The organism is Thalassotalea fusca, assembly GCF_053485835.1.
Genome location: NZ_JBQRUN010000003.1, coordinates 37,338 through 61,153 on the forward strand (window position 1 = coordinate 37,338; position 23,816 = coordinate 61,153).

Below are 23,816 nucleotides of genomic sequence, written 5' to 3' on the forward strand. Positions count from 1 at the left end.
AAATCTCGAATATTCTGACTAACAACTCTTGGCAATACTGCATTTTGCTTTGCGTGTTTCACATGCAAGAAGTACCGCTTGCTTGCCCTCATTGGTTAAGCTTTGCCATGCAACGATTTCATCAATATGACGAAAACACCCTAAACAAATGTCGTCTTCATTTAAACAACAATTCCGTACACACGGACTCATTGTTGTCGATGCTTCTGCTTTGTCCTGATTCTTCATATCGCGTCTGCTGATTGTGCAAATTGGGTGACTAACACAGTTAACTTTTTACTCAATGCCTTAACTAAAGCATAGTCCCCATCGGCCATTGCTTTAAGAATATTTTGATTTGTTTCAATTAATTCAGGCGCTACGACGATTTTGGCAATAGACAAACTATCATTAGTGATTAATCGCATATCGTCAAGACGCTCTTGAGCCAATGCCTCTTCAAATTGTTGACAATTTTGGGATAATTGCAAAATGTATTCATCAATCATTAGTCCTGCGATTTCCGCACCACCTTGATTACTCGCAAACGCTTGAAGATTGAATGCTAATGGTAGTGGCGAACTAGCCTGACCGTCTCCAGTATCATTTATCGGAAGCATTTCGTCGACGATACTTTCATTTTCAACGGTTTTCACCGGAGTTAAGCTATTATCAAGTAATTTAGCACTACGAGCTTTGGCATTGCCTTCACCAAATGCAACTTCATTTAACCACGGAGAAAATGTCGATATTAACGCGTCTAATTCATCTATAGCTGGCAATACATCAACTTGCCAGTTACCACCGTGTGCCCCTTGATCAAACAATTGTTCTGTCAGAGTAAATACAGCGCGGCTTACTTTATTGCCAACATCCATTTCGACAAACGGTGATTGTTCGAATTCGGTGATTAAGATCAGGTAACGTCCACTTTGCCAGTGTTTTAACATGTTGCTGGGCTGACAAACAAACTGCACTTGTAACCCCATCCAGTGAAGCAGTCGATACATAGTTTGATGTTGCGATGGGTTAGACACCGCCAATAACACCTCTACTTGTGTATTATTAAACCGCGAATGCCCAAAACGTTCAGCGGGTAATATTTCATTACTTGCTGCGCCTGATTCAAACAATTCACTTAGCTGGGCAAGCAATACGGTTTGGTCAAATGGTGTAGAAGAGAACTGATAAAAACCAACGCGATGCAACACTTGATTAAAAGGGTATTGCATAACAAACAATTGTGGTCTTAGCTTGCTCGGTAGCGATAACAAATGCTGTTTGATGCCATCAATATTATCTTTCAATAATTCAGGGCCTAGTAAAACTACACTCACTTGATGGTGATTAAGGTGCTTAACCGACAGCTGCTGTGAAAAGTAATTCACATCGTGTAGAACTTCAAAGTGCGTTTGTGCGCTGGTCAACGCAGCAGATGCTGAGTTAATGATATGAGAACATTGTGAAACGATTAACATATTCTTGCTTGAGAAATTAACCGCATGGGGCTCAATCGTTTTATCAACTTTGTCGCCTGAGGCAAACGCTAGCGGCATTTGGAACGTAAGATTAATGCCATTGTCTGTGATCAAGGCATTGAGTTGCTCACAATGATTAGCCTTAAGTAATAAGTGTAGGTATCTCACCGTTTGTGGCGCATAGTCGTTGCCGACAAATGAAAACTCAAGTAAGTGTTTAATTGGCTCAGGTAGTTCTTGATTTGGCTTGTCCGTTATCACATCAAAATGAATACTGACTATTTGTTTGCCCTCGTCTTGTTCTATGACATCTATTTTTATCACCAATTGGCTATTAAATACGTCTGCCAGCAAGAGTCGGGCTATGCCTTTCATACTTCGATGGAATAAGCGAATATTAAGCTTAGCATGCTGCAACACATTTGGAGCAACTTGTAAGAATACAATATTACGTTGAAGATTAGCCTCTGCACCTACATTGAAAGCGATAGCATCAAGTTCGCGATGAATTTCAACATCACTCAACTGTAAAGCGTGATCTGTTGATTGTAACGCATTGCTAATTTGTATCTGTCGGCACCAGTCTAAAATACGTGTTAATTGGCGATAAACGGGAAGTGAGGACACGTTATCTCCCATTGACACATTCTGACTTTGCAACATTGTTTGCATAATCATGCGACTCAGTTGCCCAGCACTTTCCATCGCCAGTTGATGCTTTGCCGCTCTTTCGGCAGTTAAGCTGCGTTCTAACTTACCTAACGCTTGTTCTTTCTCAAAAAGTAACTCAGTTAGCACGATACTGCCGTGCCAACGCATGTCATCAAAATGTACCGATACCTGCGCGTGTTTTTGAGCAATAGTTACTACGGCACAATGTTGAACCACACGAGTTGCTTTAGCCAACTTCGCCGCTGTTAACAATTTATGTATGGAAGGTTTATCAAACAGTACACGCCAAGATGCAATTTGCTGGCTGGCGTGTTCTGCACAAAGCTTGCACGCATATTCACCCTGAATTTTCCCTTGCGCATCTATTGACCAAAATGCGGTCTGCAATTCTTCGTATAGCATGTCCTCTCGCAATAAAAGCGATTGGCTAGTGACATCGGTGCTGTTTTTACTCTCCGGTAATTCAGATACACTCGCAATGGCTTGTTTAACAACCGTAATCTCGCGAATAGGTGAATCTTTGCCAGACTGTTCATCCGTCTGTTCGGCATTGCCACTAGCCAGGCTATGAGAAAGCGCTTGACTAAACATGGCAATTTGACGCTTAACACGTAACAAAGGCCACCAAACTATAGCGATACCGATAAAACCTAGCAGTACAACAAGGTCATAATACACATTTCGACTAGTAGGAATGTATGTTGCGATAAGTTCAGCAACGATTGGCGGCATTAAAGCCACAGGTGTTAACTTAGGTAGTTCTGTAGCTGATAGGCGTGTAGCAAAATGCTGTTGATGTTGAGTTATTAACGAAAGAAAACCTTGTACTATTCTCAGCTGACCACGCCACTTTGCCACCGTCCGTTGTTGTTCATACATTAACTCATTGAGTTGTTGTAATAATACGATGACCCGCTGATCGGCACCGCTAAAATTGGCGACATTGTCGAATCTGTCTTGCCATTGCGATAGCGTATCTTTCAATTGATTAGTGATGAAATTAAATTTTTCCAATGAGAATTGCAGATCAAGTTGTTCAAACCCAGCACTCACTTCCCTGATTTGCTGATAGGTCATTTCATAAAATGATAATTGCTCAGAAATAACCGCATAGGCCTTAGCTCTTGACGCAGTAACGCGGTCATTAACATTGTCTTGGGTAATTTGTAGATAGAGTTCGTTCTTTTCATTGCGAACCTCTGATATCAACGTACTAAACTCATCCACCAATAAGCGCAACTGTATGATGGAACTACGCTTAAGTTGATCATTTTTTTCAGCTTCTAAAGCAAGCCGAGCTAAATCACTCGTGAATTGGTTGTTTTCACTTTGAAACTTTTTAATCAACAACGGAGATAAAATATTCTGTTGGTCAAATTCGAAGAGTCTTTCACCATAAGTACTTTGGTGCTGCGCTAATTCACCAATTTCTCGGCTTTGCAGTATGTTATGTAACACCTGCAAACTCCCTATTTGAAGTGCCAACGATTGTTGGGCTTGGCTTAATGCAGGTACTGTTTTTTCTTGAACACTAAGCAGCTGAGCTTCCCTGTAAAAAACAAGCGCTACTAAACCCGAAACAAGTAATAGTGCCATTAAGCCACTAAACCTAAGCTTACTAAGCACTATTTGATACAAAGTCTTGCTGGAATCCATGTTCGCCATCGTCACTGAATAATTAAAAGAATCAAAACAAACGACAGTGTATGAAATTCTACAAGCTGGTTAAAGCGATAAATGTTTTATCTGCTGAAATGAAAAACCCTTCTTGTTATAGCAATTATTAACGCTTTTTCGGTACCCAAGCCCATTCCATTGTGCATTGAATGGGTTGTTGCCCGCTGCTATCTGTAATTTCCACAGGAATAATCAAGCTTCCTTTTTCATCTGCCTGTATTTGACGACATTGCTCATCACTCAGATATGCTCTGGCAGTAATATCACCTTCCATACGGCGTTGATATTCCATATTCATAGATTTCAGCAATGGCAGTGCGCTGTCAGGCACATTCATGCCAAACACAATACCAGTAGCCGATTCCGCAATCACTGCCGCGGCAATAGCGTGAATACCACCAATATGATTTTGTACTTTGCGTTTATTGGCCAAGTCAATGATGACTTCATGATGATCTATCGATTGAATGCGGATCCCTGTGGTTCCAGCAAACTTAACTTTGCTACTAAACGCTTTAGTGAGTAAGTAAGGACGAATTCTCTCTGGTGCTTTATTTAATGTTGCTATGATGCGACTGAATTTGTTTTTCATTTCGATTCTCGTAAATAAGCGATGCTATCGATTGTTGATCGAACTGGTCAGACCTTCAAGAAAAAATATAAAAAAAAGCACAAACTGTGCTTTTCAACTAGAACGCGTCATTAACACTTGAAAAAGTGCTCTCGATATACCTTGAGTTCAGCAATTGACTCTCGAATATCGTCCAATGCTAAATGAACACCTTTTTTAACAACCAGTTCAAGTACTTCAGGCTTCCAGCGGCGTGCCAATTCTTTCACCGTACTTACATCAAGATTGCGATAATGAAAGTACTTTTCAAATTCGGGCATATATTTGTTAATAAAACGACGATCTTGGCCAATACTGTTGCCGCACATTGGAGAAACCCCCGCAGGAACATAAAGCTTTAAAAACTCTATAGTCTTCTCACTTGCTTCCTCAATAGTAACTTTACTATCACGACATCTTTGCGTTAACCCTGACTTACCGTGGTGCTCAACACACCATTCGCTCATATTATCTAGCACGTCACTACTTTGACCGATAGCAAACACAGGTCCTTCCGCCAAAATATTCAATTCGCTGTCAGTGACAATTGAAGCAATTTCCAAGATGACATCGTGTTCGGGATCAAGTCCTGTCATTTCTAGGTCTAGCCAAATTAGATTTGTCTCGTTACAGGACATAACTTTCCTTTTTTATTCATAGACGATTTTACTATTGATAGCTGATCGCAGATTTAATCAGTATAATACGTTAGCATGTTAAATGACTAACTCTATGCATTTAGGATGCATTATACATAAACACAGACTAAGTTGAACAAAACGCGTGGCAAAATCAAAGAAACTCACAAAAGGTCAAGTAAGGCGAATCAAAGCGAATCAAGCAAAAAAGATCCGCAACAAATCAGACTCAGTGCAATGGCAAGACAGTGAGTTAGGTGATGCACAAGAAGGGATTGTAATTAGTCGTTTTGGGCAACACGCAGACGTTGAATCACCCACAGGTGAAGTATTTCGCTGTAACTTACGCCGAAGTATAGACTCTCTGGTGTGTGGTGACAGTGTTATTTGGCGCCAGGGAAAATCAACCGAACACTCAGTGTCAGGTGTAATAGAAGCTGTTCACCCGCGTAATTCAGTATTAGAACGTCCTGATGTCTATGATGGCGTAAAACCAATCGCGGCCAACATTTCACAAATATTCATTATTTCGTCGATAGTGCCGGCATTCAATGCAGATATTATTGATCGCTACTTAGTGGCCGCAGAAAACACTGGCATCCCACCGATTATTGTACTCAATAAGATTGATTTGCTTGAAGAAGAATTAGCGGAAATAATCGAAGAGCAAATGGATATTTATCGTAAAATTGGTTATCGCGTAGCGTATGTGAGTAATAAGTCCGGTGAAGGGTTAGGCGAATTAAAGTCAATGCTGAAAAATAATACCAGTATATTTGTCGGCCAATCCGGCGTGGGTAAGTCAACACTTACTAACTCATTAATGCCACATCTTGCGTTAGATACAAAGGAAGTATCAAGCAACTCTGGGCTTGGCCAACATACCACTACAGTAGCCAGACTATTTCACTTTGAAGAAGGTGGCGATCTCATTGACTCTCCTGGCATTCGCGAATTTGGTCTATGGCACATGACCCCGCAAGATGTCTGTACGGGGTTCGTTGAATTCGCAGACATTCTCGGGACCTGCAAATTCAGAGACTGTAAACACCAGACAGATCCCGGATGTGCACTCGTAGCAGCCGTAAATGATGGCAAAATAGACGCTAGTCGCCTTGACAGCTTTCAGCGCATTCTCGCGAGTTTAGATGAGCACATTCAAACCACTCGATTTAATTAGAAAACAAGTAACTTTAAAGGAACACAACGTTGTTAGATAAACTAAAAATTACCTTGCAATATCTTATGCCTAAACACGCTTTGTCTAGGTTTGTTGGTAAATTTGCCGCGGCAGAAGCTGGATGGTTAACAACTAGAGCCATTAAATCTTTTATCAAAGCATATGGTATCAATATGGCGGAAGCCAAATATCAGCGGGCAGAAGATTTTGCGACATTTAACGATTTCTTTACTCGTGAGCTAGCAGATGGCGTCCGTCCAATTGATACTGATGCAAATACGCTTTGTTTTCCGGTAGACGGAACAATAAGCCAACAAGGTGATATTGTTGATGGTCAGCTAATTCAGGCAAAAGGCTTCAACTATAGCTTAGTGAGCCTACTAGGTGGTGATAAAGAAACTGCTCAACCTTTTGAAAATGGTAAATTTTCTTGTATTTATCTAGCACCTAAGGATTATCACCGAATTCACATGCCAATGGACGCAACCCTGCGCGAAATGATTTATGTTCCGGGCGAATTATTCTCTGTTAACCCACTTACAGCTAATAATGTCCCAAATCTTTTCTCACGTAACGAGCGTGTCGTTACAATCTTTGACACTGAACATGGTCAACTTGCCATGGTGTTAGTTGGCGCAACAATCGTTGCAAGCATTGAAACTACATGGGCGGGTACAATTACGCCACCGGCGGGTAAAGATGTTTTTCGTTGGCAATACCCTGCCGAAGGAAGCAATGCTATTACATTCAAAAAAGGCGATGAAATGGGCCGATTTAAGTTGGGCTCTACTGTTGTATCGACGTTTTCACCTAAAATGGTGGAATTCAATGAACAAGATGGTCCCGACACAGTCACGCGTTTAGGACAACCTTATGCAACGCTTGTGAAAGAGTAATGAAAATATTTGCACATCGTGGCGCAAGCGGCCAATATCCAGAGAACTCTCGCTTAGCATTTGAACATGCTATAAAGCAGGATGCCGATGGCATAGAGCTCGATGTGCAATATCATGTTGAAAGCGGAAGCTTCGTCGTTCTACACGACCAATACCTAGATACAGCTACCAGTGGAAATGGCGATTTCAATCAGTACTCGATACTTGAATTAACCGCCTTGAGGTTAGGGCAAGGCCAATGCTTGCTGACTCTCGATGATGCCTTAGCGAGCATCAATGGAAAAGTCGCTGTAAACATTGAAGTCAAAACTACTGTTACTGATCCCACAATTTTAACCAATATCTGTTTTGCTCTTAATGAATGCATTAGTCATGCAATGACCCATTATGCATATGCAGAAGAGCATTTTATTATCTCTTCTTTCAATCATACATTTTTGCATTTTTTTGGTACCGTCTATCCCGATTATTCACTGGCAGCACTAATCGCCCACGCTCCATATGAGCAATGCCAATTCACCGAACAACTTTCAATTCAATACGTCAATCAAGACATTGATAGTTTAAACGTTGAGTTAGTCGAAGATGCTCACGCGAGAGGGTTAAAGGTTTACGTGTATACCGTTGATAGATTCGAAGATATAGAAAAATGTTATCATGCCAAAGTCGACGGTATTTTTACTAATTATCCAGAAAAAACTCGTAAGTTTGCACAATTATGTATAGATGAGTAACAATTGTGCAAATTTTATTCACAACGATTTCAACAAGTTAATCTACATCTTGTTATTTTTGTGTAAATTCCCGTTGCTCATTTATTCAACGCAAGATACGATTATATTCGTATAAAATGACAGTTTTTTTAAATTGAGGAATTTCGATGGCTCGAGATAATAATGAATTCAAGCCAACAGAAGCTGAGTTGACGCTTCTGAATGTACTATGGAAAATCGGTCCTGCAACTGTAAGACAAATTCATGAAGCCGTGAGCGAAACACAAAGGACAGGCTATACCACTGTACTGAAAATACTACAGATAATGCACGAGAAGTCTTTAGTAATTCGCGATGAGAGTAACCGAGCTCACGTATATGCTGCAGCTAATAGTGAAACCTTTACACAATCTTCACTGATTCGTGATTTGATATCGAAGGCATTTGGTGGTTCTACTTCAAAGCTCGTTATGCGTGCGTTGAATGAGTCCACAAGTAAAGAAGAAATCGCTGACATTCGTCAAATGTTAAACGAGTTAGAAAAACAAGAGTAGTTAGATTTACTTTAGTCAATTTCATGGATTTAATATTTAATAGCCCAATATTTTACAGCTTAGCTTTAACCTTACTTCACTTTTTGTGGCAGGGTTGTATCGTGGCGGCTGTATTAAAATTGATATTAAGTTTAACGTCTTACCAAAAGACGCGACAAAGATATGCTTGGGCGATGCTTGCAATGATGACCAATCTGTTCATTCCTATAGCAACGTTTTATTATATATACACTCCAGACTATACTCAGCTTGTAAATACGCCATTCCCATTATCTTTTGACAGTGATGGTATAGCTGCAATCAACGGCAAAGAAGTACTTGCCTCTATCAATTTGTTAGAAATCCTTCCTTACGTTTCTGTAGGCTGGATGACAGTCGTATTGTGCTTGTCAGCTAAGTTGCTCATGGAGTTATACAGTGTTAATCGCTTGCCTAAGAGCCACGTACTGCCAGTCAATGAAGAACTACAACAACGGTTCGATGACTTAGTCCGTCAAATTGGCTTAAGTAAAGCGCCGACACTATTGATTTCAATGAAATCACAAGTGCCTATGGTTATCGGTTGGCTAAAACCGGTAGTGTTACTTCCTGCTGCTATGTTAACAGGGTTAACACCAAGCCAACTTGACATGTTATTACTGCATGAATTAGCGCACGTACGTCGACATGATTACCTAGTTAACTTTATTCAGACACTGGTCGAAATATTACTGTTTTTCCATCCGGCGGTACGCTGGGTGTCGAAACAAATGCGTAATGAACGTGAATATTGTAGTGACGACATGGCAGTCTCTGTTTGTCAAAAGCCCCTTGCTTATGCAAGAGCACTAACAGAAACAGCAAGTGTGTGCCACGTTCATCAGCGTCGCCATTCGATTCCTTCCATGGCAATGGCAGCTTCAGGTGGCGATCTTAAAAAGCGTGTCATACGGTTAGTGGATGCAGAACCACACTGTTCAAGCAACGAAGAATCCGGAAAATGGATGGCTTCGTTATTCATCGTGTTTGCAATTTCACTTGTTTTGTTCAAACCATTAATGAGCTTTACTGTCTTTGACTTAACGGCAGGTCAGTTTTCTATTTTTAGAATCACTAACGATACCGACTTTAATCAATTTATTGCGCCTGTAGAACCTGTAGAACTTACCGACTCTTCAATAGTTTCGTATTATTTAGACGAGCCCAGTGAAGAAAGTAAAGAACTTCAAACGCCTGCGATTGTAAAAAATACGACAAATGATTTACCTAAAGACGAAACGTACGCAAAAGTAACGCCTACCGAGTCCACAACAGTAAAAACAGCTAGCCATGCACCAGTGGCAGAGGCGCCAATCGTTGCGTCGGTTGAAAGCCAACGACCTCAGCTAACATTGGAAGAGCCGAGTCAACGAATTCTAGTTAGCCAACAGGTTGACGTTGAGCAAAAAAGCTCAACCACTGAAGTCGTAGCCAAGAATGCTATGCAAACCAAAGCGACACCACGTAAAGCCTCACCAGTAGAACAAGCTTTCGCACGCACAGACTCTAAAGATAAAAGCGCTAAAAATGCTAATCCTTATGCAGAAACGATTGCTGATTTAGCCAAAGCAGATATGCCAACAACAGCGATTGAATACGACTTTAAGAAGTTTGAATCAGCCACAACTGTGAACCAACCATTATTGAAGCTAGAAGAAGATACTTTCACCAGTAAACCTTCCATCACAAGCAAGAAAGATAATAGCAAGCCGTCGATTAAGACCAATGCTGTTCTGTTGCGCTCAATCGAGCCTAGATACCCATCATCAGCCAAACGTAAAGGCATCGAGCTAGACGTGCTTGTGGAGTTTACGGTTGATAAATATGGCAAGGTCTCGGATGTGCTATTTGAAGAAAAAAGCAAAGTACATTTTTTCCGTGGCGCTATTAAGAAAGCAATTGAAAAGTGGCGCTTTCAACCAGCTAAGAAAAATGGCAAGCCAGTTGAAACCACGATTACAAAAATATTCTCTTTCAGCTTATCAGACTAAACGTATGTAGGCGCATCCTTGCAATAACTGATGTGCTACAGCCTAATTCCTCGATGCTTTTTGCGCATGTTTTGTGCTTTGATTTGTTGTTCTTCAGTTAACACCTGAAAAATAGCATGCTTCGTTTTTGCTTTAAGCACAGCTTGCTCTGTCAAAGCCGCCTGATACTGCGTATGTAATGCTGTAAATGCAGCTTCATCGAAGGACTCATTCGTCATAAGGCTCTTTATTTGACTTCGAAACTCGTCCATAACAGACTTGTTTGCTTCGCGTGCTGTCTTTGCCTCTGAGCGAATCACCTTAATTTGCGAAACCTGCTCGTCTGTTAACGCCAAATGGCGAGCCATGCGTTTTAGCATGCGCTTTTGCTTTTGGCCTGCCCCTTCATGTGTCATAGGGGCAACGCTATCTAGATGTTCATTAGCAGACATCGTTGGCTGTGCTATCGCCGTCATTGTCGTCACAGATGCCACTAGAACGATTCCCGTTAAGACATTCGATAATTTCGTATTCATATGACCTTCCTCAATTGTATGTGTTAAAAATGTACTTATATAAACGAGTTCAACAATGTAAAACATCCATAGAACCCATAAATTAGTTAGCTGGTATCAGAATACACAATGCAATGAAAAGAAACGCAAGCCTTGTGTAAAGGTTATGTAAAGGTCATTATTGCCATGGGTAAGTTAAGGTATGATACTGGGTACGTTGCGCATTTTTATGTGATAATTTTGAAGACATATAGCGAATAAGCGAGATTGCTGTGCAGACTACCTTTACCAAAATCCTCATGATTGACGACGACAAAGAACTTGGCAACCTGCTTAAAGAATATTTAGCGTTCGAGGGGTTTGAACTGCATTGCTGTCATGATGGACTCAGCGGATTATCAAGAGCGTACGACGAATCCTTTTCTCTTATTTTGCTCGACGTGATGATGCCAGAATTAAATGGCTTCGACGTTTTAAAAGCGCTGGGTGGTCGGCATAAAACCCCTATTCTTATGTTAACGGCAAGAGGTGATGATGCAGATCGCGTACTTGGTCTCGAATTGGGTGCAGATGATTATCTCGCCAAGCCATTTCAACACAGAGAACTGCTGGCGCGTATCAAAGCCATATTGCGACGAATAGAAATAGTGAGTGCCCGAGAACAACAAACCGACACAAATGAAGTGAATGGCGTTTTTCTCAACCATGCCACGCGGCAGGTCACTTGCCACCAGCAACTTGTAGAACTTACCGGCACAGAATATCAGATACTTGATTTACTCATGCGCCATGCCAGTCAAATTGTCAGTAAATCAGAGATATCAGAGCAAGTGCTTAACAGAAAGCTCAGCCCTTTTGATCGTAGTATCGACATGCACGTCAGCAATATTCGCAAGAAATTGCTGCCACACAGTGATAGCGATAAATTAAAAACAGTTCGCGGTGCAGGCTATATCTTTCTAGCAGGAGAAAGCTAATGCTGTCGCATGCGTTTAAGCCGTTTAGGCGCATTGGTTTTAAACTATTTCTCGGGTTTTGGATAATCGCGACGGTTTCTATTGCTGCCACTCGCATCATTTCCGCCCAGCTCGAACAAGAAAGTGTCATTCTTCCGCCTCTCCCCTTTGAAATGGAGCGATTGAAAAAAATAGCTAAACGAATTGAAAAACGCCCTGACATAACGGCGCAACAATTGGTGAGTATTTCAATGCGAAAACATGGAACAAACCTCATAGTCAAACAAGTTGGCACCAACAAAGTAATCAAACCTCAGCGCAGATTACCGCGTCACCTTATCAATTACATCGAGAAAAACACGTTTTCAACTCTCACTACTATTCAGTTCCCATATGCTCGAATAACAGGGCCACTGCTGGTCGAATTAGAGCATGAGCCGTATCAAATTTACCTTACGGCTCGAGGCCATCCTCCACACATTAGCTCTTTAGTACTCCAACTTCCTGCTTGGGCCCGTGTCATAATTCCGTTGATCGTAAGTTTAGTGTTAAGTTGGTTACTCGCCCGTTCGCTTAGCCGTCCAATCAAAGCAATGCAACAAGCAGCCGCCAAATTTGGCGATGGTGATTTGTCCTCGCGGGTAGATGCAGCTTTTATTCGCAAAGACGAGTTAGGTGAGCTTGCCCACAGTTTTAACCAGATGGCGCTAAAGCTTGAGAAAAATATCAGTGCGCACCAAAGGCTTTTGGGTGATGTGTCACATGAACTTCGCTCACCCATGACCCGACTACAGATTGCGCTCGGGCTCGCGCAGAAAAGTCAGCTCGATCCCAAAGCACTCACTGATTATTTAAATCGTTGTGAAAAAGAAGTCTCTCGATTAGATGAAATGATTGCCGATGTATTGTCACTTTCACGGTTAGAAAACACCATTAATCATTCTCATAAAGAAAAAGAAGATTTGTGTGCGGTTATCAGGCATTGTGTTGACGACTGTCAGTTTATAGGACAAGAGAAGCAAATCTCGATTCAAGCCAATTTGCCCGACACTTTGGTAACCGTTTTTGATGTACAACTAATTGCCAGTGCAATATCCAATATTATCACCAATGCAATTAAATACAGCCCACCACAGACTACCGTACGTATTACTTTAACCACAGTGCAAGACAGCATCATCATCGAGATAACTGATGAAGGTACAGGTGTGCCTGAATCCTCTTTAGCGCAGTTGTTTGAACCTTTTTATCGCGTTGCGGAAGCTCGCGATCGAGATACCGGCGGTACTGGCTTAGGGTTGGCAATTGCCAAACAAGCAGTAATAGCGCATGACGGTACGATTAGCGCCCGAAATAACGATGGCAATGGCCTGACAATTACCCTAACATTACCAATATTCGAATAAACAAAGATAACCTGGTGACATTATTAACGTTTTATTGAGCAGTTGTGTGATGTTGTTTAAGGGACTTTAGTTATGACATCGCCGTTTAGCATTACAAAAGAACACCAATTAACAACGCTAATAACAACCACCATTGCAACATTTTGGCAATCTGGCCACTTTGAGCAATTCAAGGGCATTAACGATATTTCAATCGCCACCGCGCGATTTATTCATCCTTCAGCAAAGCAAGCCATCGTCATTTCCCCCGGTCGTGCTGAAGGTTATCTTAAATATCAGGAACTCGTGTTTGATCTTTATAACAATGGATATAGTGTGTTTATTATTGATCATCGCGGGCAAGGCATATCACAGCGAATGTTAGCGGATCCACATCGAGGTTATGTTGAAGACTTTGAGCTATATGCGACTGATTTGCAGTATTTTATTAACAACATAGTTGCCCAGCATTGCTCGCAACCGCCGTTGCTGCTAGCGCACTCAATGGGCAGCGCCATCGCGTTAAGATTAATGCAACGCTATCCCAAGTTGGTCAAGGCAGCAGTGCTTTGCTCCCCCATGATAGCCATCAATGGCAATGGCATCCCTGCATGGCTCGCCAAACTCGTCATCTTAGCTGGACACCGTATTAGTCAACTATTCGATAGCGTCCCATGGTATTTCTTCGGACAAGGACCATACAAGCCGCATACGTTTGAAGATAATAATCTCAGTCATTCCAAAATCAGACACGAGATTTTTGCGCAACTCTACCAAAATATGCCAGCACTTCAAATTGGCGGCGTAACTTTCCAATGGCTACAACAAGCACTCGCTGTGAACAAAAACATTATCCGCGATGCAACTAAATTAGCGACGCCACTGTTAGTATTTCAAGCGGGTCAAGATACGATTGTCAGCAATCAGGCACAAAGTGAATTTTGCCAACTACTGGCAAAGAAAACGCCTTCTGTTATCACATGTGAACAACCCATTGTAATCGAAGGCGCGAAACATGAACTTTTCTTTGAACAAGATTGCTATCGTACAGCAACACTAACCAAGGCTTTGACTTGGTTCGAGCAATTTAACTAAGTTGAGATAGCTATGTTTGGTCAATCGGATCATGGTGGATTAACACTTCCGCAGGAGCGAGTTGTCTTCTAATATCAGCGGCAATATTCTCACCAATTTGATGAGCTTCCAGCAGCGGCATAGTATTTGATAATTGCAGATGAAACTGAACGAACTTTAAGTAACCGCTTTTTCTCGTCTTTAATTGGTGATATCCCAAGTGTTTGTCATGTGCGGCAATAATTTCTTTTATTCTGTTTACCTCAGCGTCGGGTAACTCTTTGTCCATCAAATCATCTACGCTTTGCTTCGCAATTTGCACCGCACCGAACACTAACCAAACACCCACAGCAATTGTAAAAATGCCGTCAACTTCCGGGTAAAGAGAACTACTAAGCAACAGTGATATTAAAACACCAAAATTCATGGCGATATCGGATTGATAATGCAAGGCATCTGCTTTAATTGCGGTCGAATTGGTTTGTCTTACTACATAGTATTGAAAAGCGACCAAAATGCTGGTCAAAATCACGGATAGCACACTAACCACTACAGCCACCGAGCTCTGTTCTATCTTGGTTGGCGATAACGTAGCTTCAACGCCATGCAACATCAGCAAGATGGCCGATCCCAATACAAAGGCCGATTGCGCAAGCCCTGTTAAGCTTTCTGCCTTTCCATGACCGAACTTATGATCGTGGTCTGGCGGGCTTAAGGCGATTTTTAGCATGAAGAAGTTAACCAGCGATGCAGACAAATCCAATAATGAATCGGTGCTGGTCGCCAGCATCGCATTTGAATGGGTCACCAGCCATGCATACAGCTTCATAATGATTAAACTAACCGCTACCACCATAGCGCCTAGCGCTGCCCGCCGTACTAACAATGCGTAACGATGTTCAACCAATGCTTATGTACTCCCAAAAAGAAAGTTCTGTAAGTGAATTTCACACATGATCTAATAACAGTATAATGCGCAACATTATACTTTTATTGAGACTCGCTATGCTAGACGTTGTTCTTTTTCAGCCAGAAATTCCACCAAATACAGGGAATATCATTCGACTTTGTGCCAACACAGGCTTCAGACTCCACTTAATTGAACCTTTAGGCTTTGATTTGGATGATAAGAAACTTAAAAGGGCTGGCTTGGATTATCACGAATTTACCGCTTTGAAACGCCATAAAAGTTATGATGCGTTTGTTGCCAGTGAAACGCCTAATCGTGTATTGGCTGTCACAACTAAAGCGACTAATTACTATGGTGATGTAGAATTTGCTAAAGGTGATTACTTGTTGTTTGGCTCAGAAACCTCGGGATTGCCGGAATCAGTACGACAGCAAATTGATGACAATAACAAAATTCGCATTCCAATGTTAAAAGACAGCAGAAGTATGAATCTGTCCAATGCAACGGCTGTGATCGTTTATGAAGCATGGCGTCAGCTAGGGTTTGCTAACGCCGTGTGATAGCCAGTGAATTAGCCTTTTGAGCGCGTGAGGTTGTTATTCAAACTTACGCTCTCGCGATAGCAAGTCGTATGCGGCAAGCTTTGCAGCTTTTCCTTGGTACAATACCTGATACACTTGCTCAACTATTGGCATTTCAACGCCAACACGTTGTGCCAACATGTAAACTTCTTTGGTATTACGGTAGCCTTCAACTACCTGACCAATTTCGTCCATCGCTTCTTTTACTTCGACACCTTTGCCCAGTGCTAAGCCAAAGCGGCGATTGCGCGATTGATTATCAGTACAAGTGAGTACAAGGTCGCCTAAACCCGCCATACCCATAAAGGTTTGTGGTTGAGCATTCAACGCAGCGCCTAGTCGGGTCATTTCAGCCAATCCACGCGTGATAAGCGCGGTTCTGGCATTTGCACCAAACCCTATGCCATCAGCAATACCAGCGCCAATGGCTATAACATTTTTGACCGCACCACCAAGTTGTACGCCAATAAAATCGTTATTGCTATACACGCGAAACGCTTTTTCGCAATGCAATAAATCGGATAACTCAGCCACAAATGTATCATCTAGTGAAGATAACGAAATAGCGGTTGGTAATCCGGCAGCCATCTCACGCGCAAAAGTCGGCCCTGAAAGTACAGCCAGTGAAATATCATCGCCGAGTATTTCTCGCGCTACATCTTGAAGCAGACGACCAGACTGTGGATCTAACCCTTTAGTTGCCCATGCAACGCGAGCATCTTTGCGTAAATGCGGCTTTAACTGAGCCAGCATATCGCCAAAGGCATGGCTGGGAACCACAACCAACACATTACAGGATGACGATACACATTTGGCTAAGTCAGGTTCTAATATCAACGAATCTGGGAAAGCACAACCAGGCAAATATTTTTCGTTACAACGAGAATCAGCCATCAATTGAACATGTGTAGCATCTCTGCCCCACAACTTCACGACATTACCATTTCTCGCTAAACAAATAGCAAGGGCGGAGCCATAAGACCCCGCCCCGATAACACTGATATCAGTTTGCATATAAATGCCTGTTAGTGTGCTTCTGTGCCAGCTGCTGCTTGAGCTGCTTGTGCTTCTGCGGCTTTTTGCTGAACATAGCTAGCAAATAACGCCTCAAAGTTCACTGGCGCTAAGTTGATTTGTGGGAAAGAACCACGATTCACTAGGCTTGACACTGCTTCACGCGCATATGGGAACAATGTTGTAGGACAGAATGCACCGATAGTATGTGCTAAATTAGCTTCTGGCATATTACCAATTGTAAAGATACCCGCTTGTTGTACTTCAGCTAAAAAGGCAGTTTGACCTTCAACAGTTGCAGTTACAGTTAAAACCAAAACAACTTCATACGTGCTGTCTGCTAACTTGTTAGAACGTGTATCAAGATCTAATTTTAACTCTGGTTTCCACTCTTTTTGAAAAATTGCTGGAGAGTTAGGCGTTTCAAAAGAGATATCTTTCGTATAAACACGTTGAATTGCAAATTGTGGCGCCGCTTGTTGTTCACCGCCTTCGTTGTTGTTTTGAATTTCATCTGCCATGGTATTTTCCTACTATATTGACTATTCGTTTCGACAATATGCAAACATTAAATTGCCGCTAATAATTGATCTAATTTGTTTTGTGCATGCAATGCGTATAAATCATCACACCCACCTATATGTTGTTCTTTAATAAAAATCTGAGGAACTGTAAATCCACCATTACTACGCGCAATCATTTCGTTTCGTAATTCAGTGTTACCATCGATCTTGATTTCCGTGTAAGCGACATTTTTATGCTCAAGCAATGCCTTTGCACGCATACAAAAACCACATGTTACTTTTGTATAAATCTCAACCATAGCTGTACATCTCATTTTAGAACGTTACTATTTTTTAATGACAGGCAAACCAGCATTTATCCAGGCATTCATGCCGCCTTTCAAAATATTTACTTGTTTAAAACCTGATTTTGCTAGCTGATCGGCGGCTTTCGACGCGCTAATGCCAGCAGTGCATACCACAATGATGGGGCGCTCTTTGAATTTTTCAAGACTCGCAATATCGTTCTTGTTAATTTTTTCAGCTGTTACATGCTTCGAATCAACAATATGACTCGTTTTAAACTCTTTTTCTGAACGAGTATCAACAATTACACCTTCTTGTTTATTTACAAGGAAAGTCATTTCCTGAGGGCTTAATTGTTTGATAGGCGACAGTTTAATACGAATACTAATAAAGATTATTGCTAAAAAAATACCAACCCAAGCGGCTGTTAACATAGGGTTGTTTGCTAAAAAGGTAGTAAATTGATCCATTGCTAATTCTATTGGAACCGATTAATTTGCTCGACAGTATACAGATTAATCATAAATTTTACAGCGTAAAGTCCGTGTAATCGATTCAATTGAGCATAATGTATGAGTGCCAAGGCCAACTCGCTCGAGTTTTGTCGTTCAATATTACTTATTGTTACTTTTAAGAGCGTTTCACCGAAAAAACACTCTGCTGAATAGAACAAATTTGTCTATTTTTTGACGAGAAATTATTACCAGAGATTGATATACTGCGACAGTTTTTAATTTGTTGCTTTAAAGAGTTGTCTATGTCAAACAAAAAACCGACTGTGTTAATTATTCTTGATGGTTGGGGGTACAGTGAAAAAGCTGAGTCCAATGCAATTTTTCATGCAAATACTCCAACGCTAGATAAGCTAATGGCATCTAAGCCAAACATGCTAATTAACACTTCTGGCATGGCAGTTGGATTACCTGACGGCCAAATGGGCAACTCTGAAGTAGGACACGTCAATTTAGGTGCGGGAAGAATCGTCTATCAAGATTTCACCCGAATCACCAAATCAATTGCAGACGGTGAATTTCAATCGAATCCTGCGTTAACAAATGCAGTTTCAAAAGCAGTTGATGCCAACAAAGCGGTTCATATATTTGGTCTTATGTCGCCTGGGGGCGTTCATAGCCACGAAGACCATATTTTTGCTATGATTGACAAAGCGCATCAGCAAGGCGCTAAGCATATTTATTTACATGCATTTTTGGACGGACGAGATACGCCACCAAGAAGCGCACAGGCTTCTCTAGAAAAAGCACAAGAAAAATTCCAGGCACTCGGTACAGGGCAAATTGCATCAATTGTTGGTCGTTACTACGCAATGGACAGAGATCAACGCTGGGATCGCGTCGAAAAAGCGTATGACTTAATGGTTTCTGGCCAAGCAGAGTTTAGTTATGGCAATGCATTGGATGCGCTCGAAGCTGCCTATGCTCGTGACGAAAACGATGAGTTTGTTCAAGCTTCAGCGATCAAAGCACCAACGGGTGACTCGATAAAGATTAATGATGGTGACGCACTCATTTTTATGAATTTTAGAGCGGACCGTGCCAGACAATTTACTCGTTGTTTCACCGAACCAAATTTCTCTGGTTTTAGTCGCAAGCATGTACCCGCTATCAGTGATTTTGTGATGTTGACTGAATATGCCGCCGACATAAATACAAGCTGCGCTTTCCCACCAGAAAAATTAACCAACGTATTAGGTGAATGGCTTGAGAAACACGAGAAAACACAACTACGAATTTCTGAAACTGAAAAATATGCACACGTAACGTTCTTTTTCAGTGGTGGTCGCGAAGATGAATTCAATGGCGAAAAACGTGTACTGGTTCCATCGCCACAAGTAGCAACGTATGATCTACAACCAGAAATGAATTCAACCATACTCACTGACAATCTTGTTAAAGCGATAGAAAGCAGCGATTATGACTTTATTGTTTGTAACTACCCAAATGGCGACATGGTAGGCCATACGGGTAAATTTGATGCAGCTGTACAAGCGTGCGAAGCAGTTGACAAATGTATTGCCCGCGTTATTACCGCACTTGAGAAAGTAGGTGGTGAATGCTTAATTACCGCAGATCATGGTAATGCCGAGCAAATGGTTAACCCGTCTACTGGCCAAGCGCACACAGCACATACGTGCGAACCAGTACCGCTGATTTACGTGGGTCGAGATGCACAAATGGCACCTACAGGTGCATTGAGTGACATCGCACCAACGGTACTCACATTAATGGGCATGGAACTGCCGCCTGAAATGACCGGCACTTCTTTAGTCAAGCTTGTGTAATCTCGCTTTTGATGAAGCACGGTTACAACAATTGTAAGCCAACAACGTCATTCGTGACGTTGTTGGTATTCCTGTGCATCAGCATGCTGCAATCTCCATCGACACTTGCAGCACTGTATCGCCAAGATGAGTCACAATCTAACAAACAATTGGATTCGGTTAAATCCGAAATAGCCAAGCAAAAGGCGCAAATCAGGCAGGTCGATACTGAGTTAACCTCACTACAAAAACAATTACATCAGAAAGATTTAGCCGTTGCTAAGGTCGCTAAATCGCTGCAAAACACGCAACAAAAGCTTGAAGAAACCAAACAAACGCTGGCCGAGTTAGAAAAGCAAGCACAATCACTAACAGAAAAAAAAGCCAAACAAGAAGACATACTCGCAACGCAATTGCGCACGGCATACTCAACTGGGCATCACGACTATCTAAAGCTAATTCTCAATCAACAAGAACCGGCCAATGTTCAACGTACGGTCACTTACTATCAATACCTTAACGATGCCCGCATGAAACAAATCGATGGATTCAAAGAAACCATTAATAAGCTACAACAGGTAACCAAAGAACAAGAGCAACAATCAGCCAAATATGAAGCACTAGCTGCACAACAAATTACGCAACAACAAGAGCTACAAACCAGTATTACTTCGCAAAAAGCCGTTGTTCAAGCGATGAACCAGCGACTAAAAACGGGTAAACAGCGTTTGGCGCAGCTCGAGCAAGAAGAACAGGCATTAGTAGCAGCATTAGAAGAACTTGCTCGAAAACACAAGGCTTCGTTAACGCTTGAAGGATTAGCTAACCTGAAGAAAAAACTCAGTTGGCCAGTAAAAGGGAAAATTCAGCGCAGTTTTGGCTCTAGGAAGCAAGGATATCTGAAATGGAAAGGTGTCTTAATTGCAGCCCCAGTTGGCCGCACAGTCAAAACGATACACAATGGCACCGTGATATTTGCCGACTGGTTAAAAGGCTATGGTTTGGTAACCGTTGTTGATCATGGCAAGGGCTATATGAGCTTGTATGGTCATAACCAAACACTGCTCAAATCCGTTGGCGATCGCGTTGAAACAGGTGAACCCATAGCATTGGCGGGGCAAAGTGGTGGCCAGGCTCAGCCTGCACTGTACTTTGAAATTAGACATAATGGCCAAGCAGTTAATCCGAAACTCTGGTGTAAATAATCAACATACACCATTAATTAACGTGTTAAATAATACCAATGGAGTTTCGCTTTCATATGAAATGTTGCTAGGCTTAGGTTTAAACGAATAATGATAATAATTAATGTGTGCAATTTATTACTAACGGTTTTCCTCTTCACATTCGCTATCATTTTCCCTGCAAAGGGTTATGGCAATGAACCTTCAGCTAAAGTTTCTATCATTATTGATGATATCGGCTACAGATACAGTGACAAAGCTGTGTTGACATTACCTGGCGATATAACGTTTGCCGTTCTCCCACACACACCTCACGGAAAAAAACTTGCGCAACTTGCTCACGAACGTCACCTAGACGTTATGCTTCATATCCCAATGGAAGCCGAAAATGGTAAATTTTTAGGGCCCGGCGGACTAACGACAGAAATGAATGAACAAGCGATTCGCACAACATTGAATGATGCTTTTGATGAGATCCCGTTCGCTATTGGGATCAATAATCATATGGGCAGTAAGCTGACCAAAATGTACAAGCCAATGTTCTGGACAATGAAATACCTGAAAGAGCACAACCACATATTTGTCGACAGTATGACAACGCGACTTAGTCGAGCGAAAGATGTTGCAAAAATACTCGGTGTTCCAACACTTAGCCGTCAGGTATTCCTAGATAACCAATTGTCGCGAGACTACATTACCAAACAATTTGCGCAATTAATCCGAATAGCCAACGTTTCTGGAAGCGCCGTAGCCATTGCCCACCCGCACCCAGAAACGATTGAAGCACTTAGCGAATTGCTACCCGAGCTAACCGCGAACAATATTCAATTAGTCGGCATTTCTCAGTTACTAAACGAATCTCACACGCACAGTGCGAGTTTATCGGGTGATTGAGCGATATCTGTGTAACACGCTAATGATTTAGGAACCTCCGAGATCAGATGGCAATCCCTAACTCAGTTATAAGTTCATGTAAATATTTCACTGGGATCGCATAAGTAATACCGCTTGGGTTACTAATCACTGCTTCTTTACTTTCTTGCACAAAGACTTTGTTAATAACACCTATCACTCGACCGCTATCAACATCATACAGTGCGCTACCACTGTTGCCTGGATAAGCCGTTGCATCCAATTGATAAACAAGAAATGGTTCGCGCAACTTTTTCAGCATACGTACATCCAATTGTTTCGCATTTGCCACTGGCGTAATCGTTGGCGTTATACTGGCAATGATGCCGCGATGTGTCACTGGATACAACCCAAGCACGGACCCTATCGGAAAGCCTGTAAATCCAACATAGCTCCCTTCTCTCGCGAATTCAGAACCCGCTAGTTCAACCCCTTTGAGTGGTTTACCTTCTATCTTCAAAATAGCCAAATCATGTCGCTGCGATGAACCAACAACGCTCGCCTTGCGAATTGTCGCTGATTGTCCACTCCCCACAAACACAGCCATTTCTTGCAGTAATTTTTTATCTAATTCTGCAGGTACCACATGATGGTTAGTTACCACATATTGCCCTTTACCTACCACAAAGCCTGATCCTGTCAGCGTATTCTTTGGCCGACCCGTTGGCGTATACACACCAATCCCTACCACTGAGGGCTTAATTTTGGCAACTGTATCTGCCAACGTTGAAGAATTTGCTGACAGACTTACACTAAAGATAACGAAGAAAATGCCCCAAATAAGTTTCATATAAATTCCATATTGTACTGATAGAGTCATATTCGAAACGTTGAATTACGCAAATCCGAAAATATTGACCATAATTTGTAATTAATACCAATTGAATTAAATATTTATTTCAACTGGCTATGCACAAATATAACCATTTTTTCGACTAAGAAGCTACGAGTTCTATGAAGATTGTCCCAATTTTTGCAGGTGGAGGCACACGCTTGCCAGCGCATGTCGGCATATTACAGGCACTCGATGAATTTAACATCGACTTCGATCACATTGTTGGTGTGTCGGGTGGCAGCATTGTGAGCAGTTTATATGCGGCTGGATTGTCTTTAGCCGAAATCAAACATATTGCCCTACACACTGACTACAATCAGTTTAGAGAGTTTTCGTTAATCAAGCTGATCAGAAATGGCGGGTTAAGCTCAGGCGATGTATTTGAACGTTGGGTAGACAGACTACTTGATGGCAAGACATTTAGAGAGCTCAAATACAATTTACACATTGTAGCAACAGATGTCGCCAGAGGACAGCCAGTCATTTTTAACAAAGAGCGTACCCCTGACGTAAAAGTTTCTTTGGCCGTAAGATTTTCAATGTCTATTCCCTTAGTCTTTAGCTTTAAATCATTTGGCAAACATTTAATGGTTGATGGCAGTATTTTATCGGAAGATGCCCTTCACCGAGATTGGGCTGAAGACGGCACCCCCGTGATTTGCTTTCGATTAAAAGGTGAATATGAATATGATGACGTCAAAATTAAAGGGCTCTTTCCAATATTTAATTACGTCACTCTGCTTATACGTACCTTCATGACAACCATTTCACGCGAGTATATCAATGATGCGTTTTGGCACAACACAGTAGTCGTCAATACAGGTTTGTCTTCGGCAGTAGATTTTACTATGACACCAGCACAAAAAGAGGCCTTGTTTTTCAAAGGCTACCATACGGCCACTAAAATACTGCCAATTAAAGTTAAAGCATTGTCTGAAGAACGAGATACCGCATAAACAATCAGGTGGTTACGCGATA

General features: G+C 41.7%; 24 protein-coding genes. 13 read left to right on the forward strand and 11 right to left on the reverse strand.

The genetic code is table 11. The features are described from left to right. Positions 1–18: 18 nt before the first annotated feature. The 4 genes from ACSLUK_RS04570 to orn form a co-directional block, all read right to left on the reverse strand. Positions 19–228, reverse strand: a complete 210-nt coding sequence (locus ACSLUK_RS04570) for a DUF1289 domain-containing protein (RefSeq protein ID WP_448547341.1) — start codon at positions 226–228, stop codon at positions 19–21. Next, on the reverse strand, positions 225–3,785 hold the full coding sequence (locus tag ACSLUK_RS04575) for a hypothetical protein (protein ID WP_448547342.1): 3,561 nt from the start codon (positions 3,783–3,785) through the stop codon (positions 225–227). Before ACSLUK_RS04575 ends, ACSLUK_RS04570 begins: the two co-directional genes overlap by 4 nt. Positions 3,786–3,912: 127 nt before the next feature. Continuing rightward, entirely contained in the window at positions 3,913–4,398 is a 486-nt protein-coding gene (locus tag ACSLUK_RS04580) for a DUF4442 domain-containing protein (RefSeq protein WP_448547343.1), read from the reverse strand. A 110-nt stretch (positions 4,399–4,508) separates the two neighbouring features. Beyond that, complete coding sequence (orn, locus tag ACSLUK_RS04585) at positions 4,509–5,054, reverse strand: oligoribonuclease (protein WP_448547344.1); 546 nt, start codon at positions 5,052–5,054, stop codon at positions 4,509–4,511. A gap of 145 nt (positions 5,055–5,199) precedes the next feature. Here orn and rsgA point away from each other — a divergent pair, with 145 nt between their 5' ends. From rsgA to ACSLUK_RS04610, 5 genes are all read left to right on the forward strand, one after another. Beyond that, a complete protein-coding gene (gene rsgA / locus ACSLUK_RS04590; protein WP_448547345.1) occupies positions 5,200–6,234 on the forward strand; it encodes a small ribosomal subunit biogenesis GTPase RsgA in 1,035 nt (344 codons plus the stop codon). A 29-nt stretch (positions 6,235–6,263) separates the two neighbouring features. Then, the gene (asd, locus tag ACSLUK_RS04595) at positions 6,264–7,130 is read left to right on the forward strand and encodes an archaetidylserine decarboxylase (RefSeq protein ID WP_527252147.1); all 867 of its coding nucleotides are present in this window, start codon (positions 6,264–6,266) and stop codon (positions 7,128–7,130) included. After that, positions 7,130–7,864: a glycerophosphodiester phosphodiesterase gene (locus ACSLUK_RS04600; protein WP_448547346.1), complete on the forward strand. Its 735-nt coding sequence runs from the start codon at positions 7,130–7,132 to the stop codon at positions 7,862–7,864. The genes asd and ACSLUK_RS04600 overlap by 1 nt, the downstream gene beginning before the upstream one ends. Before the next feature lie 146 nt (positions 7,865–8,010). Further along, positions 8,011–8,397, forward strand: coding sequence for a BlaI/MecI/CopY family transcriptional regulator (locus tag ACSLUK_RS04605; protein WP_448547347.1), 387 nt, complete (start codon positions 8,011–8,013; stop codon positions 8,395–8,397). 101 nt (positions 8,398–8,498) lie between these two features. Next, a complete protein-coding gene (locus ACSLUK_RS04610; RefSeq protein WP_448547348.1) occupies positions 8,499–10,406 on the forward strand; it encodes a TonB family protein in 1,908 nt (635 codons plus the stop codon). A gap of 35 nt (positions 10,407–10,441) precedes the next feature. Here the strand turns inward: ACSLUK_RS04610 and ACSLUK_RS04615 are convergent, their stop codons facing one another. Then, positions 10,442–10,921: a Spy/CpxP family protein refolding chaperone gene (locus tag ACSLUK_RS04615; RefSeq protein ID WP_448547349.1), complete on the reverse strand. Its 480-nt coding sequence runs from the start codon at positions 10,919–10,921 to the stop codon at positions 10,442–10,444. 278 nt (positions 10,922–11,199) lie between these two features. On the opposite strand from ACSLUK_RS04615, the gene ACSLUK_RS04620 reads away from it, so the two are divergent. From ACSLUK_RS04620 to ACSLUK_RS04630, 3 genes are all read left to right on the forward strand, one after another. Then, positions 11,200–11,877 carry a response regulator gene (locus tag ACSLUK_RS04620; protein ID WP_448547642.1) on the forward strand — a complete coding sequence of 226 codons (678 nt, stop codon included), beginning with the start codon at positions 11,200–11,202 and terminating at the stop codon, positions 11,875–11,877. Further along, positions 11,877–13,262 (forward strand): ATP-binding protein, encoded by a 1,386-nt coding sequence (locus tag ACSLUK_RS04625; protein WP_448547350.1) that lies wholly within the window; start codon positions 11,877–11,879, stop codon positions 13,260–13,262. The genes ACSLUK_RS04620 and ACSLUK_RS04625 overlap by 1 nt, the downstream gene beginning before the upstream one ends. Positions 13,263–13,334: 72 nt before the next feature. Continuing rightward, on the forward strand, positions 13,335–14,336 hold the full coding sequence (locus ACSLUK_RS04630) for an alpha/beta fold hydrolase (RefSeq protein ID WP_448547351.1): 1,002 nt from the start codon (positions 13,335–13,337) through the stop codon (positions 14,334–14,336). A 10-nt stretch (positions 14,337–14,346) separates the two neighbouring features. Here ACSLUK_RS04630 and ACSLUK_RS04635 read toward each other — a convergent pair whose 3' ends face one another. After that, positions 14,347–15,222 (reverse strand): cation diffusion facilitator family transporter, encoded by an 876-nt coding sequence (locus ACSLUK_RS04635; RefSeq protein ID WP_448547353.1) that lies wholly within the window; start codon positions 15,220–15,222, stop codon positions 14,347–14,349. A 98-nt stretch (positions 15,223–15,320) separates the two neighbouring features. Between ACSLUK_RS04635 and trmL the strand changes: the two genes are divergently transcribed. Beyond that, positions 15,321–15,785, forward strand: a complete 465-nt coding sequence (gene trmL, locus ACSLUK_RS04640; protein ID WP_448547354.1) for a tRNA (uridine(34)/cytosine(34)/5-carboxymethylaminomethyluridine(34)-2'-O)-methyltransferase TrmL — start codon at positions 15,321–15,323, stop codon at positions 15,783–15,785. A 36-nt stretch (positions 15,786–15,821) separates the two neighbouring features. Here the strand turns inward: trmL and gpsA are convergent, their stop codons facing one another. Genes gpsA through ACSLUK_RS04660 form a run of 4 tightly spaced genes read right to left on the reverse strand, consistent with a single transcriptional unit; the run spans position 15,822 to position 18,099 of the window. Next, positions 15,822–16,820: an NAD(P)H-dependent glycerol-3-phosphate dehydrogenase gene (gene gpsA / locus ACSLUK_RS04645; protein ID WP_448547355.1), complete on the reverse strand. Its 999-nt coding sequence runs from the start codon at positions 16,818–16,820 to the stop codon at positions 15,822–15,824. An 11-nt stretch (positions 16,821–16,831) separates the two neighbouring features. After that, entirely contained in the window at positions 16,832–17,341 is a 510-nt protein-coding gene (gene secB / locus ACSLUK_RS04650) for a protein-export chaperone SecB (RefSeq protein ID WP_448547356.1), read from the reverse strand. A 47-nt stretch (positions 17,342–17,388) separates the two neighbouring features. Beyond that, a complete protein-coding gene (grxC, locus tag ACSLUK_RS04655) occupies positions 17,389–17,643 on the reverse strand; it encodes a glutaredoxin 3 (RefSeq protein ID WP_448547357.1) in 255 nt (84 codons plus the stop codon). 27 nt (positions 17,644–17,670) lie between these two features. Further along, entirely contained in the window at positions 17,671–18,099 is a 429-nt protein-coding gene (locus ACSLUK_RS04660) for a rhodanese-like domain-containing protein (RefSeq protein WP_448547358.1), read from the reverse strand. A 287-nt stretch (positions 18,100–18,386) separates the two neighbouring features. On the opposite strand from ACSLUK_RS04660, the gene gpmM reads away from it, so the two are divergent. The 3 genes from gpmM to ACSLUK_RS04675 all read left to right on the forward strand — a co-directional run bounded on the left by gpmM (position 18,387) and on the right by ACSLUK_RS04675 (position 21,985). Then, positions 18,387–19,928, forward strand: coding sequence for a 2,3-bisphosphoglycerate-independent phosphoglycerate mutase (gpmM, locus tag ACSLUK_RS04665; RefSeq protein ID WP_448547359.1), 1,542 nt, complete (start codon positions 18,387–18,389; stop codon positions 19,926–19,928). Between the two features lie 83 nt (positions 19,929–20,011). Then, the gene (locus ACSLUK_RS04670; protein WP_448547360.1) at positions 20,012–21,112 is read left to right on the forward strand and encodes a murein hydrolase activator EnvC family protein; all 1,101 of its coding nucleotides are present in this window, start codon (positions 20,012–20,014) and stop codon (positions 21,110–21,112) included. Between the two features lie 90 nt (positions 21,113–21,202). Further along, positions 21,203–21,985, forward strand: a complete 783-nt coding sequence (locus ACSLUK_RS04675) for a divergent polysaccharide deacetylase family protein (protein WP_448547361.1) — start codon at positions 21,203–21,205, stop codon at positions 21,983–21,985. 43 nt (positions 21,986–22,028) lie between these two features. Here the strand turns inward: ACSLUK_RS04675 and ACSLUK_RS04680 are convergent, their stop codons facing one another. Continuing rightward, on the reverse strand, positions 22,029–22,793 hold the full coding sequence (locus tag ACSLUK_RS04680) for a S1C family serine protease (RefSeq protein WP_448547362.1): 765 nt from the start codon (positions 22,791–22,793) through the stop codon (positions 22,029–22,031). 164 nt (positions 22,794–22,957) lie between these two features. On the opposite strand from ACSLUK_RS04680, the gene ACSLUK_RS04685 reads away from it, so the two are divergent. Next, a complete protein-coding gene (locus ACSLUK_RS04685) occupies positions 22,958–23,794 on the forward strand; it encodes a patatin-like phospholipase family protein (protein WP_448547363.1) in 837 nt (278 codons plus the stop codon). Positions 23,795–23,816 lie beyond the last annotated feature (22 nt).

What these genes read in the sequence shown, in the direction of transcription:
- ACSLUK_RS04570 (WP_448547341.1), bottom strand. Translation starts at nt 228, where the DNA reads ATGAAGAATCAGGACAAAGCAGAAGCATCGACAACAATGAGTCCGTGT.
- ACSLUK_RS04575 (WP_448547342.1), bottom strand. Translation starts at nt 3,785, where the DNA reads ATGGATTCCAGCAAGACTTTGTATCAAATAGTGCTTAGTAAGCTTAGG.
- ACSLUK_RS04580 (WP_448547343.1), bottom strand. Translation starts at nt 4,398, where the DNA reads ATGAAAAACAAATTCAGTCGCATCATAGCAACATTAAATAAAGCACCA.
- orn (WP_448547344.1), bottom strand. Translation starts at nt 5,054, where the DNA reads ATGTCCTGTAACGAGACAAATCTAATTTGGCTAGACCTAGAAATGACA.
- ACSLUK_RS04600 (WP_448547346.1), top strand. Translation starts at nt 7,130, where the DNA reads ATGAAAATATTTGCACATCGTGGCGCAAGCGGCCAATATCCAGAGAAC.
- ACSLUK_RS04605 (WP_448547347.1), top strand. Translation starts at nt 8,011, where the DNA reads ATGGCTCGAGATAATAATGAATTCAAGCCAACAGAAGCTGAGTTGACG.
- ACSLUK_RS04615 (WP_448547349.1), bottom strand. Translation starts at nt 10,921, where the DNA reads ATGAATACGAAATTATCGAATGTCTTAACGGGAATCGTTCTAGTGGCA.
- ACSLUK_RS04620 (WP_448547642.1), top strand. Translation starts at nt 11,200, where the DNA reads ATGATTGACGACGACAAAGAACTTGGCAACCTGCTTAAAGAATATTTA.
- ACSLUK_RS04625 (WP_448547350.1), top strand. Translation starts at nt 11,877, where the DNA reads ATGCTGTCGCATGCGTTTAAGCCGTTTAGGCGCATTGGTTTTAAACTA.
- ACSLUK_RS04630 (WP_448547351.1), top strand. Translation starts at nt 13,335, where the DNA reads ATGACATCGCCGTTTAGCATTACAAAAGAACACCAATTAACAACGCTA.
- trmL (WP_448547354.1), top strand. Translation starts at nt 15,321, where the DNA reads ATGCTAGACGTTGTTCTTTTTCAGCCAGAAATTCCACCAAATACAGGG.
- gpsA (WP_448547355.1), bottom strand. Translation starts at nt 16,820, where the DNA reads ATGCAAACTGATATCAGTGTTATCGGGGCGGGGTCTTATGGCTCCGCC.
- secB (WP_448547356.1), bottom strand. Translation starts at nt 17,341, where the DNA reads ATGGCAGATGAAATTCAAAACAACAACGAAGGCGGTGAACAACAAGCG.
- grxC (WP_448547357.1), bottom strand. Translation starts at nt 17,643, where the DNA reads ATGGTTGAGATTTATACAAAAGTAACATGTGGTTTTTGTATGCGTGCA.
- ACSLUK_RS04660 (WP_448547358.1), bottom strand. Translation starts at nt 18,099, where the DNA reads ATGGATCAATTTACTACCTTTTTAGCAAACAACCCTATGTTAACAGCC.
- gpmM (WP_448547359.1), top strand. Translation starts at nt 18,387, where the DNA reads ATGTCAAACAAAAAACCGACTGTGTTAATTATTCTTGATGGTTGGGGG.
- ACSLUK_RS04670 (WP_448547360.1), top strand. Translation starts at nt 20,012, where the DNA reads ATGCTGCAATCTCCATCGACACTTGCAGCACTGTATCGCCAAGATGAG.
- ACSLUK_RS04675 (WP_448547361.1), top strand. Translation starts at nt 21,203, where the DNA reads ATGATAATAATTAATGTGTGCAATTTATTACTAACGGTTTTCCTCTTC.
- ACSLUK_RS04680 (WP_448547362.1), bottom strand. Translation starts at nt 22,793, where the DNA reads ATGAAACTTATTTGGGGCATTTTCTTCGTTATCTTTAGTGTAAGTCTG.
- ACSLUK_RS04685 (WP_448547363.1), top strand. Translation starts at nt 22,958, where the DNA reads ATGAAGATTGTCCCAATTTTTGCAGGTGGAGGCACACGCTTGCCAGCG.